Annotated in this window: 18 protein-coding genes; 10 read left to right on the forward strand and 8 right to left on the reverse strand. The window is 28.9% G+C overall.

Translation table 11 applies throughout. The annotated features are described in order from the left end of the window. Positions 1-22 precede the first annotated feature (22 nt). On the reverse strand, positions 23-1894 hold the full coding sequence (locus tag ACMHJW_RS03820) for an Nramp family divalent metal transporter (RefSeq protein WP_413532096.1): 1872 nt from the start codon (positions 1892-1894) through the stop codon (positions 23-25). A gap of 383 nt (positions 1895-2277) precedes the next feature. On the opposite strand from ACMHJW_RS03820, the gene ACMHJW_RS03825 reads away from it, so the two are divergent. The 5 genes from ACMHJW_RS03825 (at position 2278) to ctlX (ending at position 7886) form a co-directional block, all read left to right on the forward strand. Beyond that, on the forward strand, positions 2278-4512 hold the full coding sequence (locus ACMHJW_RS03825) for a RelA/SpoT family protein (protein WP_413532097.1): 2235 nt from the start codon (positions 2278-2280) through the stop codon (positions 4510-4512). Positions 4513-4555: 43 nt separating this feature from the next. Further along, positions 4556-4825 (forward strand): hypothetical protein, encoded by a 270-nt coding sequence (locus tag ACMHJW_RS03830; protein WP_413532098.1) that lies wholly within the window; start codon positions 4556-4558, stop codon positions 4823-4825. A 151-nt stretch (positions 4826-4976) separates the two neighbouring features. Further along, complete coding sequence (locus ACMHJW_RS03835; protein WP_413532099.1) at positions 4977-5954, forward strand: amidohydrolase family protein; 978 nt, start codon at positions 4977-4979, stop codon at positions 5952-5954. A 77-nt stretch (positions 5955-6031) separates the two neighbouring features. Then, a complete protein-coding gene (locus ACMHJW_RS03840) occupies positions 6032-6946 on the forward strand; it encodes a dimethylarginine dimethylaminohydrolase family protein (protein ID WP_413532100.1) in 915 nt (304 codons plus the stop codon). A gap of 1 nt (position 6947) precedes the next feature. Further along, the gene (gene ctlX, locus ACMHJW_RS03845; protein ID WP_413532101.1) at positions 6948-7886 is read left to right on the forward strand and encodes a citrulline utilization hydrolase CtlX; all 939 of its coding nucleotides are present in this window, start codon (positions 6948-6950) and stop codon (positions 7884-7886) included. Between the two features lie 36 nt (positions 7887-7922). On the opposite strand, the gene ACMHJW_RS03850 is transcribed toward ctlX, so the two are convergent. Continuing rightward, positions 7923-9419: a hypothetical protein gene (locus ACMHJW_RS03850; RefSeq protein WP_413532102.1), complete on the reverse strand. Its 1497-nt coding sequence runs from the start codon at positions 9417-9419 to the stop codon at positions 7923-7925. Positions 9420-9540: 121 nt separating this feature from the next. On the opposite strand from ACMHJW_RS03850, the gene yiaA reads away from it, so the two are divergent. Next, positions 9541-10005, forward strand: a complete 465-nt coding sequence (gene yiaA, locus ACMHJW_RS03855) for an inner membrane protein YiaA (protein ID WP_413532103.1) — start codon at positions 9541-9543, stop codon at positions 10003-10005. Between the two features lie 49 nt (positions 10006-10054). Here yiaA and ACMHJW_RS03860 read toward each other — a convergent pair whose 3' ends face one another. From ACMHJW_RS03860 to ACMHJW_RS03875, 4 genes are all read right to left on the reverse strand, one after another. Continuing rightward, positions 10055-10816 (reverse strand): TIGR03915 family putative DNA repair protein, encoded by a 762-nt coding sequence (locus tag ACMHJW_RS03860; protein ID WP_413532104.1) that lies wholly within the window; start codon positions 10814-10816, stop codon positions 10055-10057. Then, complete coding sequence (locus tag ACMHJW_RS03865) at positions 10816-12081, reverse strand: putative DNA modification/repair radical SAM protein (protein ID WP_413532105.1); 1266 nt, start codon at positions 12079-12081, stop codon at positions 10816-10818. The genes ACMHJW_RS03860 and ACMHJW_RS03865 overlap by 1 nt, the downstream gene beginning before the upstream one ends. A 72-nt stretch (positions 12082-12153) precedes the next feature. Next, on the reverse strand, positions 12154-12582 hold the full coding sequence (locus ACMHJW_RS03870; RefSeq protein ID WP_413532106.1) for a hypothetical protein: 429 nt from the start codon (positions 12580-12582) through the stop codon (positions 12154-12156). 96 nt (positions 12583-12678) lie between these two features. Then, positions 12679-13494, reverse strand: a complete 816-nt coding sequence (locus ACMHJW_RS03875; RefSeq protein WP_413532107.1) for a hypothetical protein — start codon at positions 13492-13494, stop codon at positions 12679-12681. A gap of 124 nt (positions 13495-13618) precedes the next feature. Between ACMHJW_RS03875 and ACMHJW_RS03880 the strand changes: the two genes are divergently transcribed. The 3 genes from ACMHJW_RS03880 to ACMHJW_RS03890 all read left to right on the forward strand — a co-directional run bounded on the left by ACMHJW_RS03880 (position 13619) and on the right by ACMHJW_RS03890 (position 15599). After that, positions 13619-14032 (forward strand): DoxX family protein, encoded by a 414-nt coding sequence (locus ACMHJW_RS03880; RefSeq protein WP_413532108.1) that lies wholly within the window; start codon positions 13619-13621, stop codon positions 14030-14032. Beyond that, complete coding sequence (gene def / locus ACMHJW_RS03885) at positions 14029-14736, forward strand: peptide deformylase (protein ID WP_413532109.1); 708 nt, start codon at positions 14029-14031, stop codon at positions 14734-14736. Before ACMHJW_RS03880 ends, def begins: the two co-directional genes overlap by 4 nt. A 77-nt stretch (positions 14737-14813) precedes the next feature. Continuing rightward, complete coding sequence (locus tag ACMHJW_RS03890) at positions 14814-15599, forward strand: alpha/beta fold hydrolase (protein ID WP_413532110.1); 786 nt, start codon at positions 14814-14816, stop codon at positions 15597-15599. A 37-nt stretch (positions 15600-15636) separates the two neighbouring features. Here ACMHJW_RS03890 and ACMHJW_RS03895 read toward each other — a convergent pair whose 3' ends face one another. Beyond that, complete coding sequence (locus ACMHJW_RS03895; protein WP_413532111.1) at positions 15637-16737, reverse strand: DUF6438 domain-containing protein; 1101 nt, start codon at positions 16735-16737, stop codon at positions 15637-15639. A gap of 71 nt (positions 16738-16808) precedes the next feature. Next, the gene (gene trmD, locus ACMHJW_RS03900) at positions 16809-17495 is read right to left on the reverse strand and encodes a tRNA (guanosine(37)-N1)-methyltransferase TrmD (RefSeq protein WP_413532112.1); all 687 of its coding nucleotides are present in this window, start codon (positions 17493-17495) and stop codon (positions 16809-16811) included. A 309-nt stretch (positions 17496-17804) separates the two neighbouring features. On the opposite strand from trmD, the gene hemB reads away from it, so the two are divergent. Next, positions 17805-18797, forward strand: a complete 993-nt coding sequence (gene hemB / locus ACMHJW_RS03905) for a porphobilinogen synthase (RefSeq protein WP_413532113.1) — start codon at positions 17805-17807, stop codon at positions 18795-18797. The last annotated feature ends 53 nt before the right edge of the window (positions 18798-18850 follow it).

The raw sequence follows: 18850 nt of genomic DNA on the forward strand, positions 1-18850 counted from the left end.
ATTTTCTAAATGGCTTTTTATATTATTTCGCGATAAAAACTGGAATATTGACACGATGTCTTAGTTTATTTACGGTTTCTCCAAAAATAAAATCCATAAAACCTTTGTGTCCATGTGAACCAACAATTAATAAATCTGCTTTGTTTCTTTTGCAAATTTCCGCAATAGAAGTGATTCTATTATTATAACCTAATTCGATTTTTGTTTCATTGAACAAAGGACGAATAATTTCTGCATATTGCTCTAAACGTTTTAAATCAGATTGCGCTTCTTCGTCATTAGAATGTTCTCCAGTATATTTTGCAGAAGCACTTTCAACAACATGAACCAAAATAATCATAGATTCTTTGGTTGCCAATTGTGTTGCATAATTAATAACTTTTCTATCTGTTTTTGAAAAATCTAGTGCTACAACAATTTTTTTGAAGTGTTGATTTGAGATTTCTTCCAACGAAAATTTTTCAAATGGTTCGTGAATTTCTTTTGGATTTTCATCTTTTTTCTTCATCATAATTGGAATTAAAAATGTCAACATCAACAACACTAAAAGTCCAATTTCTAAACCAACAAGAAAAATATTTAACGAATAAGAATGGCTATCATCCATCCATTTATTAAATTCTTGATAAACCAATTGTGCGTTCAAAAAAGAAATAATAAATGCAATTGCCCAAGCAAAAATTTTGGTTGTTGTATTGATTGCAAAATTTCCCATTTTTGCTTTATCGCTCACAAAATGAATCAATGGAATAACTGCAAAAGCCAATTGCATACTCAAAATAACTTGACTAAAAATTAATAAAGAACCAACTTCTTTTTCTCCAAAAATAAGGATCACAACAACCGCTGGAACAACCGCTAATAATCGTGTTAAAATTCTTCTCAAAACAGGATTAATACGCAAATGTAGATATCCTTCCATTACAATTTGACCTGCTAAAGTTCCTGTTACAGTAGAACTTTGTCCTGCTAAAATCAAGGCAACAGCAAATAATTTTGGAGCTAAATCTGTTCCTAAAGTTGTTCCCAATAATCGATAAGCATCTTCCAGCTCAGCAACATCATGATAACCATTTTTATGAAAAACGGAAGAAGCTAAAATTAAGATTGCAGCATTTACAAAGAAAGCTAAATTAAGCGCGATTGCACTGTCCCAAAAATTATATTTGAGCGCTTTTTTTATTGAAAAATTATCTCGTTTTATCTGCCGTGTCTGAACGAGAGCCGAATGTAAATAAAGATTATGCGGCATTACAGTTGCTCCAATAATACCGATACTAATATATAAAGCTGTACTATTTGGAATAGATGGAATAAAACCTTTTGCTACTTCACCAAAATCTGGTTTTGCAAGAAACATTTCTGTTAAAAAACATAAACCAATCATTGTAATTAGTCCAACAATGAAGAGTTCCATTTTACGCATTCCCAATTTTTGAAGATAGAGTAAAAGAAAAGTATCTAAGAAACTGATTAAAACACCGTAAATTAAATCAATACCAAAAAGTAAATTTAGACCAATTGCCATTCCTAAAATCTCAGCTAAATCGCAAGCTGCAATAGCAATTTCAGCCAAAATGTATAAAACAAAGTTCATACCTTTTGGATAAGTTTCTCGGTTACATTGTGCCAAATCTTTTCGACGTACTATTCCTAAACGTGTACATAGACTTTGCAACAGTAAAGCCATAATGTTACTCATTAATAATACCCAAATTAAAGTATATCCGAATTGGCTTCCACCAGCCAAATCCGTAGCCCAGTTTCCTGGATCCATGTAACCAACACTTATTAAGTAAGCAGGTCCAAAAAAACTTAAGATTTTTCTAAATTTTCCTTTTTTTATTTGAACACTTTCGTGTACATCTTCTAACGATTTTGATTGATTTGGCATTGAATGATATTTCTAATTCAAATTTATGTAAAAATTGAAGAAAAAATAGTAATTTATGGATAACTGTTTTTGAAGTAATAAATGAGAAAATTTATTATATTAAACCTATTAATTCTTATTGCTTTACTCGATTTAAATAATCTAGATTATTCTTTTGATTTAAGAATATTTATCTTTTTATAAATTAAGACGATAGATTTATATTTCAAAAATTAATTGCGTTTCATTAGATAGAAAGCAAGAAAACAATAAAAATATAGAGTAAAATCGAATAAATATTATAGGCTTTAAAAAATAAAATATTGTATATTTAATCCTTCGAAGAAAGCAGATGAATAAAGAGAATGTTAGCTTTTTTCCAAATCAACAAAAACATAAGAAAGATGGATACGCCTCATGTTATTACAGACGAACAATTAGAGAAAGAGAACATTGAGATAACGAGACGTTATAAAGAGATGCTTCAAAATACATATGTAACTTTATCAGATGAAGACAAAAAGCTAATTCGTAAAGCTTTTGACTTGGCTGTTGATGCTCATAAAGATCAACGAAGAAAAACTGGTGAGCCATATATTTATCATCCTATAGCTGTTGCTAAAATTGTAGCAGACGAAATTGGGCTTGGTGCGACATCTATTGCAGCTGCTTTGATGCATGATGTTGTGGAAGACACAGATTACACGCTAGAAGATATTGAAAAACTATTTGGTAAAAAGATTGCAAAAATCATTGATGGATTAACAAAAATATCGGTATTAAATAAACAAGATGTTTCGATACAATCAGAGAATTACAAAAAATTATTACTGACTTTATCAGAAGATGTTCGTGTAATTCTGATCAAAATTGCAGATCGTCTTCACAATATGCGTACGCTAGAAAGTATGCGCGAGGATAAACAATTGAAAATAGCTTCTGAAACCATTTTTATTTATGCACCTTTAGCTCATAGAATGGGATTGTATAATATCAAATCAGAATTAGAAGATTTGAGTTTAAAATATACTAAACCAGATGCTTATTATAATATTGAACATAAACTAACTGAAACAGAAGCAGAGAGAAAAAAATATATCGACGATTTCTGTAAAACAATCTCAGAAAAACTTGAAGCAGAAGGTTTAGAATTTGAAATAAAAGGACGATCAAAATCAATCAATTCAATTTATCGAAAAACCGTTAATCAATCAATTCCTTTTGAGGAAGTATTTGATTTGTTTGCAATTCGCATAATTTATCGTTCAGATAGAAAAAATGAAAAATTCTTGGCATGGAAAATTTATTCTTTAGTAACGGATTTATTCATTCCAAATCCAAAACGTATGCGCGATTGGATTTCTCAACCAAAAACAACTGGTTACGAATCTCTTCACGTAACTGTTATGGGACCACAAGCACGCTGGGTTGAAATACAGATTCGTTCAGAGAGAATGGACGAAGTTGCAGAAATGGGTATAGCTGCACATTATAAGTATAAAGAAAATGTATCTGACGACGAAACAAAAGTTGATGAATGGATTCATCAAGTTCGTGAAATGTTAGAACAAGAAGATACAAAAGATGCAATTGAATTTATGGACAATTTCAAATTCAATTTGTATTCAAAAGAAATTTATGTTTTCACACCAAAAGGAGATTTGCATTCATTACCAAAGGGAGCTAGTTCATTAGATTTTGCTTATTCTATTCACAGTAATGTTGGTGATCATTGTTTAGGTGCAAAAGTGAACGGGAAATTATATCCGCTTTCGCATCAATTACAAAGTGGAGATCAAGTAGAAATTATTACTTCTACGCAACAAAAACCAAAATTAGAATGGTTAGAATATGTTGTAACGAGTAAAGCAAGAAGTAAAATTAAAGCTTCTTTAAATTCAGATAAACGTAAAGTTGCAGAAGAAGGAAAAGAAATAATTCAGCGAAAATTAAGACACTTAAAGGTAGATTTTAGTGAGAATACGATTAATCAATTACAGCAATACTTTAAGTTAAGTTCTAGTCAAGATGTTTTTTATAATGTTGCGATGGGAATTATTGACAACAATGATTTACGCAAATTTGCTGAACGAAATACTGGATTTACAGGATTGATTAATCGTTTCAGAAAATCAACATTTAATACCACAAAAAAAGATGAAGCTCCTGTAGATAAAACAAAATTAGATAGCCTTGTTTTTGGGAACGATGAAGAACGTTTGGATTATGAATTAGCAAGTTGTTGTAATCCGATTCCTGGAGATAAAGTATATGGTTTTATTACAGTTTCAAAAGGAATAAAAGTACATAAAGTAGATTGTCCTAACTCAGTTTCTTTACAAGCAAATTATGCATACAGAATTATAAAAGCTAAATGGATTGACTCTTCTCAACAAGAATTCAAAGCATTGATAGAATTGCAAGGATTGGATCGTGCTGGAATGGTAAGCGATATTACTTTAGTCATTTCGAAAAACAATTCGTTGAACATGCATAGTATTAATTTATCTGAAGATGCAGGTATATTTGATGGAAAAATTACAGTTTCTGTTAAGAATAAAACCGAATTAGAAAAAATTATGACAGAATTAAAAAATATAGAAGGAATTCAATCTGTAAAACGAACATATAAAAATTAGTTTATATAAAATTATTTACTAACTTTATGTAAATTAACTATGTATGAAAAAATTATTATTAGCCTTTGCATTTCTTCCAATGTTGAGCTTTGCACAAGATGTAAATGACTCACCAAGAAAAGGAATTTTTGATAGTTCAATAATTAAAGAACCAAATGATCCAGCTGTTTTTGTAGATGGAGAAAGAGTTGATATAAATGTTTTATCTAAAATGAATTCAGATGATATTAAATATATTACTGTAAGCAAAACCGATAAGAAATATCCAAATGGTAAAATTGAAGTTTTTTTGAAAAAAGAAAAGGAATTATAAATAGAAAAAGTCCAACTTTTGTGTTGGACTTTTTTTATTCGCTGATGTTACTAACAAAGGCACAAAGTTACACAAATCTTTTTGATAATATCGCTTCATTTCTCTTGAATAATCTTGTTAATTTTACATCCCGAAAACAAACAAACTCACGATGAACAAACAAAATTATAATCCAATCGAAGAAGTACTTGAAAGAATCAAAGAAAAAGGAGGTTGGGTTAACACGCATTCACACTTAGACAGAGCTTATTCATTGACTTCGGACACTTTCTCATTATCTAATTCTTATCTTAAAGAAAAATGGCATTTAGTTGATGATATGAAACGTAATTCATCAGTTGATGATATTTATTTTCGTATGGAAAAAGCGATTAACTTTATGTTAGAGCAAGGTTGTCAAGCAATTGGCTCTTTTATTGATGCAGACGAAGTAATTGAAGATCGTAGTATTCAAGCAGCACAACGCTTGAAAGATAATTATGGAAAAGATATCGAAATGCGTTTTGCAAACCAAGTATTGAAAGGTGTTATCGATCCTAAAGCACGCGAATGGTTTGATATGTCTTCAGATTTTGTTGATATCATCGGAGGATTACCTGCAAAAGATTTTGGAAGAGAAGATGAGCATTTAGATATTTTATTATCTACAGCAAAAGCTAAAAATAAGTTGGTTCATGTTCACGTTGATCAGTTTAATACAGACGAAGAAAAAGAAACAGAACAATTAGCTCTAAAAACAATTGAACACGGAATGCAAGGAAAAGTTTCTGCAGTTCATTCAATTTCAGTAGCAGCTCATCCTAGAAAATATCGTTACGAATTATACGATTTGATTAACAAAGCGGATATGCACATTGTTTCTTGTCCAACTGCTTGGATTGATCATAATAGAACAGAACGCTTAGCGCCTTCACATAATTCTGTAACACCAGTTGATGAAATGATTCCAAGAGGAATTAATGTAGCTTTCGGAACAGATAATATTAATGATATTTATAAACCTTTTTCCGATGGTCATTTATTAACAGAACTGCGAGTAATGCTAGAATCTTGTCACTTCTATGATGTGGAACATCTTTCGAATATTGCAACAGTTAATGGCTTAAAAGCTTTAGGAATTCAAAAATAAAATGTATATTTATACAAAATTAAATCTCGCAATTGCGAGATTTTTTTTGGAACACAAAAATAAAAACTACAAAAATTATGCAATTAAACGTACAGAATGAAACTGCTCAACTACAAACTGTAGTCTTAGGAAGGGCAGAATCTAATGGAGATAACCCTACAATAGAGCAAACTTTTGATGCAAAATCTTATGAAACTGTAAAAAATAATGATTATCCAAAAGAGGAAGATTTAATTGTAGAAATGTCAGAATTCGAACAAATTCTGAAGAAATACAATGTAGAAGTTTTACGTCCAACATTAATAGAAAATTGTAATCAAGTTTTTTCTCGTGATGTCGGTTTTGTAATTGAGGATGAGTTTTTTGTTTCAAATATTATTCCTGATCGTTTCGAAGAATTACAAGCATATTGTGATATAAAAAATATGTTTAAAGGAAATAAAATCAATACTTTACCTGAAGAAATTTATGTAGAAGGTGGAGATGTTATCTTATATAATGATTATATTTTTGTTGGAACTTACAAACAATCAGATTTCAAAAATTACAAAACTGGGCGCACAAATGTAGAGTTCGTAAATTATATCAAAGAAAAATTTCCAAATAAAAAAGTATTAGATTTCGAATTGAAGAAGAATGATGAAAATCCTTACGAAGGAATTTTACATTTAGATTGTACATTCAATCCAGTTGGAAACGACAAAGCTATTATTTATAAAGATGGATTTTTATTTGAACATGAATATCAGCAAATTGTCGATATTTTTGGTAAAGAAAATTTGTTCGAAGTAACCAAAGAAGAAATGTATTGTATGAATCCAAATGTTTTTTCTATTTCTCCTGAAGTTGTCGTTTCAGAAAAGAATTTCACTCGTTTAAATGATCATTTAGAAAATGTTTGGAACATAAAAGTTGAAGCAATAAATTACAGAAATATATCTAAAATGGGAGGTTTATTAAGATGTTCAACAATGCCATTAATCCGAAAATAAAATGAAACAAAAACAATATACATCAACTATTTTGATGGTTGAACCTACAGCTTTTTATTACAATCCAGAAACAGCTGTTAACAATTATTTTCAAACTGAAACAACTGATTCTCAAGAAGAAATTCAGAAAGAAGCGTTGTCAGAATTTCAAGGAATGGTTTCTGCTCTTCGCTCAAAAGGCGTGAATGTAATTACCATAAAAGATACAGCTTCTCCGCATACACCAGATTCTATTTTCCCAAATAACTGGATTTCTTTTCATGATAACGGAAATGTTGTCTTGTATCCAATGTTTGCGAAAAATAGAAGAGAAGAACGTAGAGAAGAAGATGTATTAAGTTTATTGGAAGAAAAAGGTTTTCATATTGATGATGTAATTGATTTTTCTTCTGCCGAAGAAGACAATATTTTTTTAGAAGGAACAGGAAGCATTATTCTTGATCGTGAAAATGAATTGGCTTATGCTTGTATTTCTCAACGAACAGACGAAGATTTGTTGATTGAATTTTGTGAAGAATTAGAATATACACCAGTTATTTTTCATGCCAATCAAACTGTAAATAACGAGCGAAAACCTATTTATCATACTAATGTTATGATGTGCATTGCAGATAAATACGCGATTATTTGTTTGGATTCGATTGATGATAAAAAAGAAAAGAAAGCCGTTTGTGAATATTTAATGGAAACAAACAAAGAAATCATCACAATAACAGAAGCTCAAATGCATCAATTTGCAGGAAATATGTTACAAGTTGGCGGTTTAGGACAATCTTATTTGGTGATGTCGCAAACAGCTTATAATTCATTAACAGAAGAACAAATTTCTAAGATTGAAAATTATAATCCTATTTTACCAGTTAAAATTGATTTGATTGAAAAACTTGGTGGAGGAAGCGCTCGCTGTATGATGGCAGAAGTTTTCTTACCAAAAAAATAAAAATCGTTTAGATTAAAAAACATAAAATCCGAGTTTTTACTCGGATTTATTTTTTATCATTTCTAAAGTTGTTTGGTATGGAGTTTTTGAAGTATTAAGAGATTTTAACCAACCAATATAACTCATCAAAAACACATCTTGGTCAGTTGAAAATTCCAACTTTTCTATCTTTTCTTTAAAAGACTTCTTTTGCAAAATAGTAGAATTCAGTAAGTATTTCTCAACCAAAACAACATAATCAACCACTTTCGTTTCATTCACACTTTCCAAATAAGTTTTATATCGTCGTTTGAAACTTTTAATTCTTGTTAATGCAAAATCTATATGTTCAAATTGCGCATGAATAAGGATCTCCATTAGATTTTTTCTAATCGCCCAAAGCATTCCAACTTTCTTTTCGTACCAATTATCTGTATGAATTAATTTACTTATTTCCTTTAATGCTAATTTATTCTTTTGTTGACCTAAAAACATCGTGTATGTTGCTTGTAAATCATTCATAATCGATAAATCAACCTTTTTAAAAGATGTTTTTAATGCATTTTCAATGATTTCTAAAGCTTTTTCAGGACGATTTGTAAAATGAAAATTCAACGCAAGAATTAATTGATGTTTTTGATAGAAAGTTGAATAATAAAACTTATTCTGCTTTTCCATCAACTTTTGCATATCATCTAAATAGTGAAAACTTTGTTCAAAATCTAAATTTCTAAAACTAAAATTAGCTAAATAATAGAGAATTTGAATGTGATAATATAAATGATGTTCAGCATTTTGTTGTTGATTTTCAAGAAATTTATAACTCGATTCGATATAAGATTCTACCAATTTATAATTTTGGTGAATTGCTGCATATTCGTTTGCAATATCTAAAATTTGAACCAAGGATTTGTATGTAAGTATTGAAGTTAAAGAAATATTATATTGATTCATAGTCGATTGCAGTAACGTAGATAAATCAATAATTTCGCCTTTGTAAATCACTCTTTCCAATTCTTTTCTCAAATGCGCGTAAGCAATATTTAGTTTAGCTTCGTTATTTAATTGTGTTTGATTATGAATAAATTTGTTCGATAATTCTTCAAAATTATCATTCGGATGAAGATGATTGTATTGTAATCGAGTTGAATAAATTTCATTCAATAAGCTAAATTGCTCTAATTTCAAGGCTTTTGCTTCAGCTTTTATTAAACATTTATTAGCTATTTTTTCAAGATTATTTTCGTACAAAAATTTTCCAACAACCAATAATTTCAACGCTTCGTTTGCATCATTTGCATTATTCTGAAAGGTTTTGTTTGATAAAAAAAGTAACAAATTATCTTGTAATCTTTTTCTCAAAGCATGGTAAGCATCATTATTTTTTTTGTCTTTATAAAGTTTTTTAATACTATTTATATCGTCAGTTTTTATAAATTTTAATAACTGTATATTCTTCGTATCATTTCTTTTGTTATTTTGTTTTAAATATTTGATAAAATCATTATAATTCTCTGTATTTAATAATGAAATTAATTCACTTAAATTATCCATTGTTGACAAATTTAGATTTTTAAATATAAAAATATTTCGTCAGTTTATATAAAATATTATGTTGTTTTTAAAATCAGATTACTAGAAATTCGTATCATAATTAATCAAAAAAACAATGAATATGGAAACAATAGAAAACAACAATCAAGTAAATGAGAAATCATCAAAAAGATCAAAATCAGTAACAAATCCCTACAAACCAACAGCTGCTTTTGTTGGCGCATCTTGGACAGCTTTGTTAGCAGGAACAGTAGGATATTGTGTAGGTTTATGGAATGCTACAATGGAATTAAATGAAAAAGGATATTATTTTGTAATTCTTTTATTCGGATTATTCTCAGTCATTTCGGTACAAAAAAGCGTGAGAGATAAAGCAGAAAAGCTAGCAGTAACAGAAATTTATTATGGTTTGAGTTGGTTTGCTACAATTGCTTCAATCGTTTTATTGATTATCGGATTATGGAATGCTGATTTATTATTAAGCGAAAAGGGTTTTTACGGAATGTCTTTTGCATTGAGCGTTTTTGCGGCAATTGCTGTTCAAAAAAATACGAGAGATTCTAAGCTGTTTGATTCAAAACAATAATAAAAAATAAATATTTTCTCTTTAAAGGTTATGAATTTCATAACCTTTTTTAGTTATATTCTGTCAAGTTTTTCCAAAAACGTTTTGGCATCATTTGGATTTGTAATTTCGAGTTTTTTCTTGCAACAATTGTTGTCGAATTAAAATAGGATTTCCAAAGTTCTTGATACAAATTCTCATTTACATCAATATATTCTGCTGGAGTTGTCGTAGATTTTGGCGTAAAATTTAATTGTATTTGCTGGACATTTCCAGAAGATTTTTCATAATAAATTCCATACTTGCGAATCGTATCATAAATTATCCAATTCTGATCAGCATATCTTTTTCTGAAGTGATTAATAATTAAAGGCAAAACATTATATTTAGGTTCAGTTTTGGCAAAAAATAAATCTTCATTAATCTTTTCAAAACGAATAAATGCTTCATGATGATGCTTTTCTCTATGAACAGATCGGAACATTTTCATGACATAAAAAACATAATCATTTCCATAATTTAATTGAATTGCAGCTGTTTCATTAATAACCAAACAACAATAATAAAAAAGCTTTTCATAAGCTTCTGCTTCTTCAGATAAGAAAACAGCTTGTACAGCTTTATAGCTCGTTTTGTTTAGTTTATCTTTCAGCTTTTTATGTACTCTTTTCGCTTTTGTTTCATCAGTAATTATAGTAAAAACTTCATCAAACATTGAAGGCAAAAAATCTCTTTCAGAAACAACTTTTATTTGTTTCGGTTTTCTGACATAATAATCAAAAATTAAGGTTAAAAAACCTTCAAAGCTATTATCGAAAACATAAATTTCCATTAATCAAAAAGATTTAATTGATTCGGATTATTTTTAAGATATTTACTTTTACTGAAACTCAAAATTCTGTTTTTAATTTGTGAACCAAGTAAATCTTTCTGTTGGTATTGATCATCTGCACAAGTCATGAAAAATTTTGCTCTATTATAAGCAATTCCAAGTCTTTTCAATTGATAGGAATATATTTTTCCAAACTTTCGAGCTGTGATAATTTTCTTTGCCGATTGCACACCAATTCCAGGTATTCGAAGAATTAAATGATAATCAGCTTTATTAATATCAATCGGATAAAGATGTAAATTTCGCAAAGCATAACTCAATTTCGGATCAATATCTGCCTCTAAATAAGGATTTTGTTGATTAAGAATTTCTTTTACATCAAATTGATAAAAGCGCATTAACCAATCTGTTTGGTACAATCTATTTTCTCGTAATAAAGGCGGTTGTGTTCCGATAGAAGGCAACTTATTATCGTTATGATTAATTGGAATAAAACCTGAATAATACACTCGTTTCAGCTTAAAATCGTTGTAATAATCATTTGCTGTATACATTATTTGCATATCATTTTCTGGCGTTGCACCAATTACCATTTGTGTTGATTGTCCAGCAGGAACAAAAGTTGGAGTAGATTTTATTAATTTTCGTTCAGTACTAAATTCTTTTATTTGTCTCTGAATTATTCCTAAAGGTTTTTTCACATCTTCATGTGATTTTTCAGGAGCAACTAATTTTAAACCTTCTTCTGTTGGCATTTCAAGATTTATGGACATACGATCAGCATATAAACCAGCTTCTTTCAACAATTCATCACTTGCACCAGGAATTGTTTTTAGATGAATGTATCCATTAAAATTTTCTTCTAAACGCAACTTTTTAGCTATTAAAAGTAAGCGCTCCATCGTGAAATCAGCATTTTTGAAAATTCCAGAGCTCAAAAATAAGCCTTCTATGTAATTTCTGCGATAGAAATTAATTGTTAAATCAACTACTTCTTGTACTGTAAATGCAGCGCGCTTAACATCATTACTTTTTCGAGAAATACAAAAAGCACAATCGTAAATACAATGATTTGTCAATAGAATTTTTAGTAAAGAAACACATCGACCATCTTCCGTAAAGGAATGACAAATCCCAGATGCAGAAGAATTTCCTAAACCTTTGTTTTGGTTCTGTCTTTTGCTTCCGCTCGATGAACACGAAACATCATATTTCGCTGCATCTGCCAAAATGCTCAGTTTTTCATTAATTCTATCAAAATTCATTTTACTTTGCTTTTTGCAAATGAAATACTTTTAGAAGTCAAGCAATGTCGCTAAAAAAAATTAACAGAAGTTTTAATCATATTCTAAATTGATTAAAAGTTCTGTTTTAAGTCGATTTATAAAAGTTCTATCCAATTGAGCAAGAAGAATATCAATTAATTGGGATAAAAAATAGCGGTCAATATAATTGAAAACAAAGGTTTTTTCCTTTGTCATAAAATAAAAATCAAACGACCTAAAATAACCAGAAATTGATTTAATCTCTAATGTTGGAAGTTCTTCAGGTTGAAAATAATCGCTTAATCTTGCTCTATAATCATTGATTTTTTTGACTGAATTTGAACTAGAATCGATGTATTCTAAATTTAAATCTTCAATCTCATCTGAATAAAACTGAAAAAAAAATTCATTTTTTGGATAATCATTAATGTACAAATTGAAACGATTATCTTTTTGATATAATTGAAAAAGTTGATTAAATTCTTGTACATTATTGATCATAATAAATGATGTTAAATTATTGATTTGAATAAATTTATAAACATTTCATTAAATAATCAAAAAAAAAGAACCAAAGTTAATTTGGTTCTTGTATTTCTAGTAACGTATAGTTCTTGTTGTATTTGAAATTGGCTGATCTATATCCTTAACGAATTGTGTTCGTTTAGTCCAATTTTTATGGTTATCATATTGATATTTTATCGTTGAAATATTCTTTATTTTTCCAGTTTCGTCGATTACAGTTTCTTCAATTATATTGTTATTTTCATCAAATTTACGTAGATATTTATTGATTTCTTTATTGTCTTTACTCAAATAAATTTCTTCTAAAGGATTCCCTTTTGCATCATTTTTATAATTCAATGTATAAGATCCATTATTATATTTCACCAACGTTTTAACTAGAAATCCATTTTGATATTGAAATGTTTTCTCAATAAAAACATCCGAATCTTCCAATAAATTTGTTTCTCTTTCGTACGTTACATTCTGATTTTCGTCTAACTTATATTCTGTTTTCGAAACATTTACATCATTTTCACTTTTAGTTACGATATAACCATCTGTTGTATAATCATAATCAAAATTGAAAATTAAACTTTCGTCATTGTTTTTCATTATTCTGGAAATCAATTTATCTTGATCATTGTACTGAAATGTTTCTTCCAAAATTTTATTTCCACCTTCATCAAAATAATCTCGCTTTGTCGGATTTCCATCTTTGTTATAACTTGATTTTGTGTAATATTCGGTTTCATATCCTTCAATAAATTTCACACGAATACGAGCTTTTTGCATTGATTCTTCAATATAAGTTGGATTTCCGAAAACATCATTTTGATCTAATTCAGACTTTTGAGCAAATGCAAATCCAGAAAATAATATGGTAATTAAAACAATATTTTTTAACATAAGTTGTATTTTTTATTCTTTAATGATAAAGATTAACCAAAATTAATCCAAAAATAGAGATTTCTTAATCTATTTAAAGGTGAACGTAAAAAGTAGAACTTATATTTGAAAAAAAATTAAATATATGAGCACAAAATTTAAACTTTTAGGAAATCAAACTGCATTTATAGATATTTCGTTGTTATTAATTCGTATTGCAGCCGGAGGATTTATGTTTTCGCATGGTTTTGGGAAATTGCAAAAATTAGTGAATGGAAATTTTGAATTTGGAGATCCAATTGGACTTGGGCCAGAACTTTCTCTTGGTTTAACTGTATTCGCTGAAATTCTTTGTGCTTTTTTAGTTTTAGTTGGACTATTCTCTCGTTTGGCTGTTATTCCATTAATTGTTACAATGATTGTAGCGGTTTTTATTGTACATGCAAATGATGATTTCGGAAAAAAAGAATTGGGATTATTCTACTTAATCAATTATTTAGTCATATTTTTATCAGGCGCAGGAAAATATTCTTTAGACAAATTGATTCTTAAAAAATGATTAAAAAATTAACTTATAGCTTATTAATTTGTTCTTCTGCATTATTTGCTCAATCAAAAAATATGAGAAACATTGTTTACAAACCATTAACAAAGGCAGAAACGACATTAATAAAAGAAAAAAAATCATATGATCCTTTTCGTGTTTTATTAACGACTTCGGATGCAGATACAAAAATATTAAAGGCAACTTCTATCGATATTGATCCAAAAGATCCCTTAATAAAATTATTAGCCGATCGTATGTATGCTACGGTACAAGATGAGGCAAGTAAAGGAGTTGGAATAGCAGCTCCGCAAATTGGGATAAATCGTAATGCTGTTTGGGTACAACGTTTTGATAAAGAAGGAGAACCTTTTGAGTTTATCATTAATCCGAAAATAACATGGTACTCAGATATTGTGCGTTATGGTCGAGAAGGTTGTTTATCTATTCCTGATATTTTTGGAAAAGTTTATAGAAGTTTAATTCTTCGTTTGGAATATTATGATTTGGAAGGAAATTTTCATGATGAAACGGTAGAAGGTTTTACAGCAGTTATTTTTCAGCATGAATATGATCATTTAACCGGAACTTTGTTTACAGATCGAATGAAAGAGCAAGAAGAGCTAAATTATTTGAAGGCAGATGTTATGAATGAAGTTTTTTATTTAAAAAATTCAAGTTCTTCAGCTGAAGAAGATGATGACGAAGACGAAGATTAAAAATTTATTAAAACAGAATAAATCACTATGCTTGACATAGTTTTTAGTTTATTTTTGCAAAAACTTATTACAAAAAATTGCTAGCACATACGATATATACAAATCCGAAAAGTACAGAATGGGTAACTTTTGTTCATGGAGCAGGAGGAAGTTCTACAATTTGGTTTAAACAAATTCGAGAATTTAGTAAACATTTCAATGTTCTATTATTGGATTTGAGAGGACATGGAAAATCAAAAAATAATTTAAAATCATTATTTGAAAAACGATATACTTTCAAATCTGTGGCAAAAGATGTTATTGAAGTTCTAGATCATTTAAACATAAATCAGACGCATTTTGTTGGTATGTCATTAGGAACAATCGTTATTCGTCAATTAGCAGAAGATTATTCGAACCGTTTTAAGTCAATGGTAATGGGAGGAGCGATTATGAAAATGAATTATCAAAGTCGTTTTCTAATGACAGTTGGTAATATGTTTAAACATATGATTCCTTATCTTGTTTTATACAGAATTTTTGCTTTTGCGATTATGCCTAGAAATGCGCACAAAGAATCTCGCAATTTATTTATTAATGAAGCGAAGAAATTGTATCAAAAAGAATTCTTGAAATGGTTTAAGCTTACAGCAGATATAAATCCTTTGTTAAAATGGTTTAGAGAAGTTGAACTAAATATTCCGACGCTTTACGTTATGGGTTCTGAAGATCATATGTTTTTACCATCAATTCAAAATTTGATAAAAACTCATACAAAACATTCAGAATTAATTGTGATAGATGATTGCGGACATGTTGTGAATGTCGATCAACCACAAATTTTTAACGATAAAGTAATTGAATATATTCATCGAATAAAATAGATAATACAGAAAAAAGCTTCCAATTAGGAAGCTTTTTTTAGTCTATATATTGTTGTATAAAATTATAGCCTAAATCGTAATAATGTTTTTGATTATTTTCAAAAGTTAATTCAAATTGTTGACCATTTCCTTTTATACTAAGTAATTTACAAGGATTAATTTCTCCTAATTCTCCACCAAAATAATAGTAATAAAATTCTGTTTTATAGGTTTGTTGATTTTTTATTGATATTTTATTTGAAGGATGTTTCATTAATTCTGTCCAAAATAAGAAAGTTTGTGCTTTGCTTAATTGTTTTCCATTAATATTGATTAAACTGAGTAGTGGGAAGTATTCAGATTCGTGGTATTTCTTTTTATTATTCATTAAAGAACCTGAATAAGTAAGAGCTAATTCTAAACTCGAATAAGAAGGATTCATTGGATAAGCATAAACACGTATCGATTTTATAATTTTATCCTTCTTTATGACAAGTAACAAATCTTCTGATTGATCTGTAATTTGTTCTTCATAATTATCTTTTAATGAAAGTAATTCTGCGTCATTAATTTTCTGCTCTAAAAATTGATGAAATTTTTTATCTAATTTACCTTCAAAAACGCCCTTTTTTCCATTAAAAGCTTCATTAGCGCTAATAATAGTTCCATTTTTTTGAATAGCGATATTTATTATACTACAACTTCCATAACAACCACTTGTCGTATAGATAATTTGATCATAATCTAATGGAGTTTTGGTATTATTATCTCTTCTTCCAAGAGTATCAAGACTCGAATCATTATTATATTTAATAACCATTTCTTCTTTATTTATTGATAAAATTTTAAAAAAAGATTTTGGCTTATTTATAGAATCAAAATAAAGAACTGTTGAGTCTTTTACATAGTATTTGATTGAATTACCTAAAAATTTAGTAGGTATAAAATTCTTAAACTCTGTTTCATAGATCCTGTCATAATATCCGTGACTATTATATATAGAATCATAATCAAATTGATAAATAACAACAGGATTCATAACTGCCATTTTAGTTGACCAGACACCTTGTATTTGTTCTAATAATTTATTGTCAGCTTCCGAATTATTTTTACAAGAATTAAAAGATAATATAAGTATAAAAAAATAGATGTATTTCATAAATAATATATTCAATTAAGATACAATAATTTATTTATGAAAAAAAGCTTCCAAATTGGAAGCTTTTCTATTTATTTCAATCTTTTTTCTAACAAATCTGGGCGCCGTTCTTTTGTACGTTCAATTGCTTTTTCGTGCAGCCATTCTTCAATTTTAGGAAAGTTACCCGAAAGTAAAACATCAGGAACTTTTAGACCTTTATATTCGGCTGGACGCGTATAAATTGGCGGCGCTAACAAATCATCTTGAAACGAATCTGAAAGGGCAGAAGTCTCATCACCAATTACGCCAGGTAACAATCGAATAATAGAATCAGCCAAAATAATTGCGCCAAATTCTCCACCCGAAAGTACATAATCACCAATCGAAATTTCTCGCGTAACATATAGATCTCGAATACGTTGATCGATTCCTTTGTAATGTCCACAAATCATCATTAGATTTCCTTTCAACGACAAATCATTTGCAATTGTTTGGTTCAAGGTTTCACCATCTGGTGTCAAATAAATAATTTCATCATATTCGCGCTCATCTTTCAATTTCGAAATCATTTTATCCAAAGGTTCGCACATAATCACCATTCCAGAAGTTCCTCCGTACGGATAATCATCTACATGACGATAACGTCCTTTTCCAAAATCTCTTAAATCATGAACATGAATTTCAGCTAAACCTTTGTCTTGCGCACGTTTCATAATCGAGGCAGAAAATGGACTAACTAATAATTCGGGTAAAACAGTGATAATATCTATTCGCATGCTGCAAAGATATTTGTTTAGCTACGTTTGCGCAAGTTTAAATCTATTTTTTGAACTTGATTGTTTTAAGAGAATTTATAAATTCTTTTTGTGATTCTTCATCTAAATTTTAACCAATAAAATTAAACTTTGAAGTTGAGTTTTTAATAGTATCCATAAAACTATAATCAATTTATGATGATTTGACTGTATAATTTTAACTGATTATTCAAATGATTGATTTTCTTTTAAAATTAATAAATATAATTGATATTATTCATTAGCCTTATTCAAATGAAATCAAGTAAATTTGTTTAAAATTTTAATCAAATGTTTTTATATAACAGACATAGACGACTACGCAAAAATGAATCAATTCGTAGTATGATTCGCGAAAATCATTTGTCACCAAACGATTTTATTCTTCCAATTTTTGTATCTGAAGGAGAAGGCGTGAAGGAAGAAATTGCTGCAATGCCAGGAATTTATCGCCAATCTATTGATAATACAGTAAAAGAAGTAAAAGAAATCTGGGATTTAGGTATAAAATCAGTTAATGTATATTGCAAAGTTAGTGATAACTTAAAAGATAACACAGGTAAAGAATCTTGGAATCCAAATGGATTAATGCAAAATACAATAAAAGCAATCAAAGATGCTGTTCCAGAAATGATTGTTATGCCAGATGTTGCGTTGGATCCATATTCAGTTTATGGACATGATGGGATTATCAAGAATGGTGAAGTTATGAATGATGAAACTGTTGATGCACTTGTTAAAATGACATTATCTCTTGCAGAAGCTGGAGCCGATTTTGTAGCGCCTTCTGATATGATGGACGGTCGAATAGGAGCTATGCGCGCAGGTTTAGAAGAAAACGGTTTCTATAATGTAGGAATTATGACATATGCTGCGAAATATGCTTCATCTTTTTATGGACCTTTCCGTACAGCTTTAGATTCAGCGCCAGTAGATTCTAAAGAAATTCCGAAAGACAAAAAAACTTATCAAATGGATTACCATAATTCACAAGAAGCTTTGCGCGAAGCAATTGCTGATGTGGAAGAAGGTGCAGATATTTTGATGGTAAAACCAGGAATGGCTTATTTGGATATTGTGAAATTAATAAAAGATAATTTACAAGTTCCTGTTTCAGTATATCAAGTTTCTGGTGAATATGCAATGATAAAAGCTGCTGTAGAAAGAGGATGGTTAGATAATGATAAAGTTATTCTAGAATCTTTAACTTCATTTAAAAGAGCAGGAGCAGACCTTATATCAACATATTTTGCTAAAGAAGCTGCAAGATTATTAAATGAGTAATTAAGAACAATATTATAATTAATAAAAAACCACTTCGAAAGAAGTGGTTTTTG

The sequence above is a fragment of the Empedobacter brevis genome, from assembly GCF_965118635.1.
GTDB lineage: Bacteria > Bacteroidota > Bacteroidia > Flavobacteriales > Weeksellaceae > Empedobacter > Empedobacter brevis_A.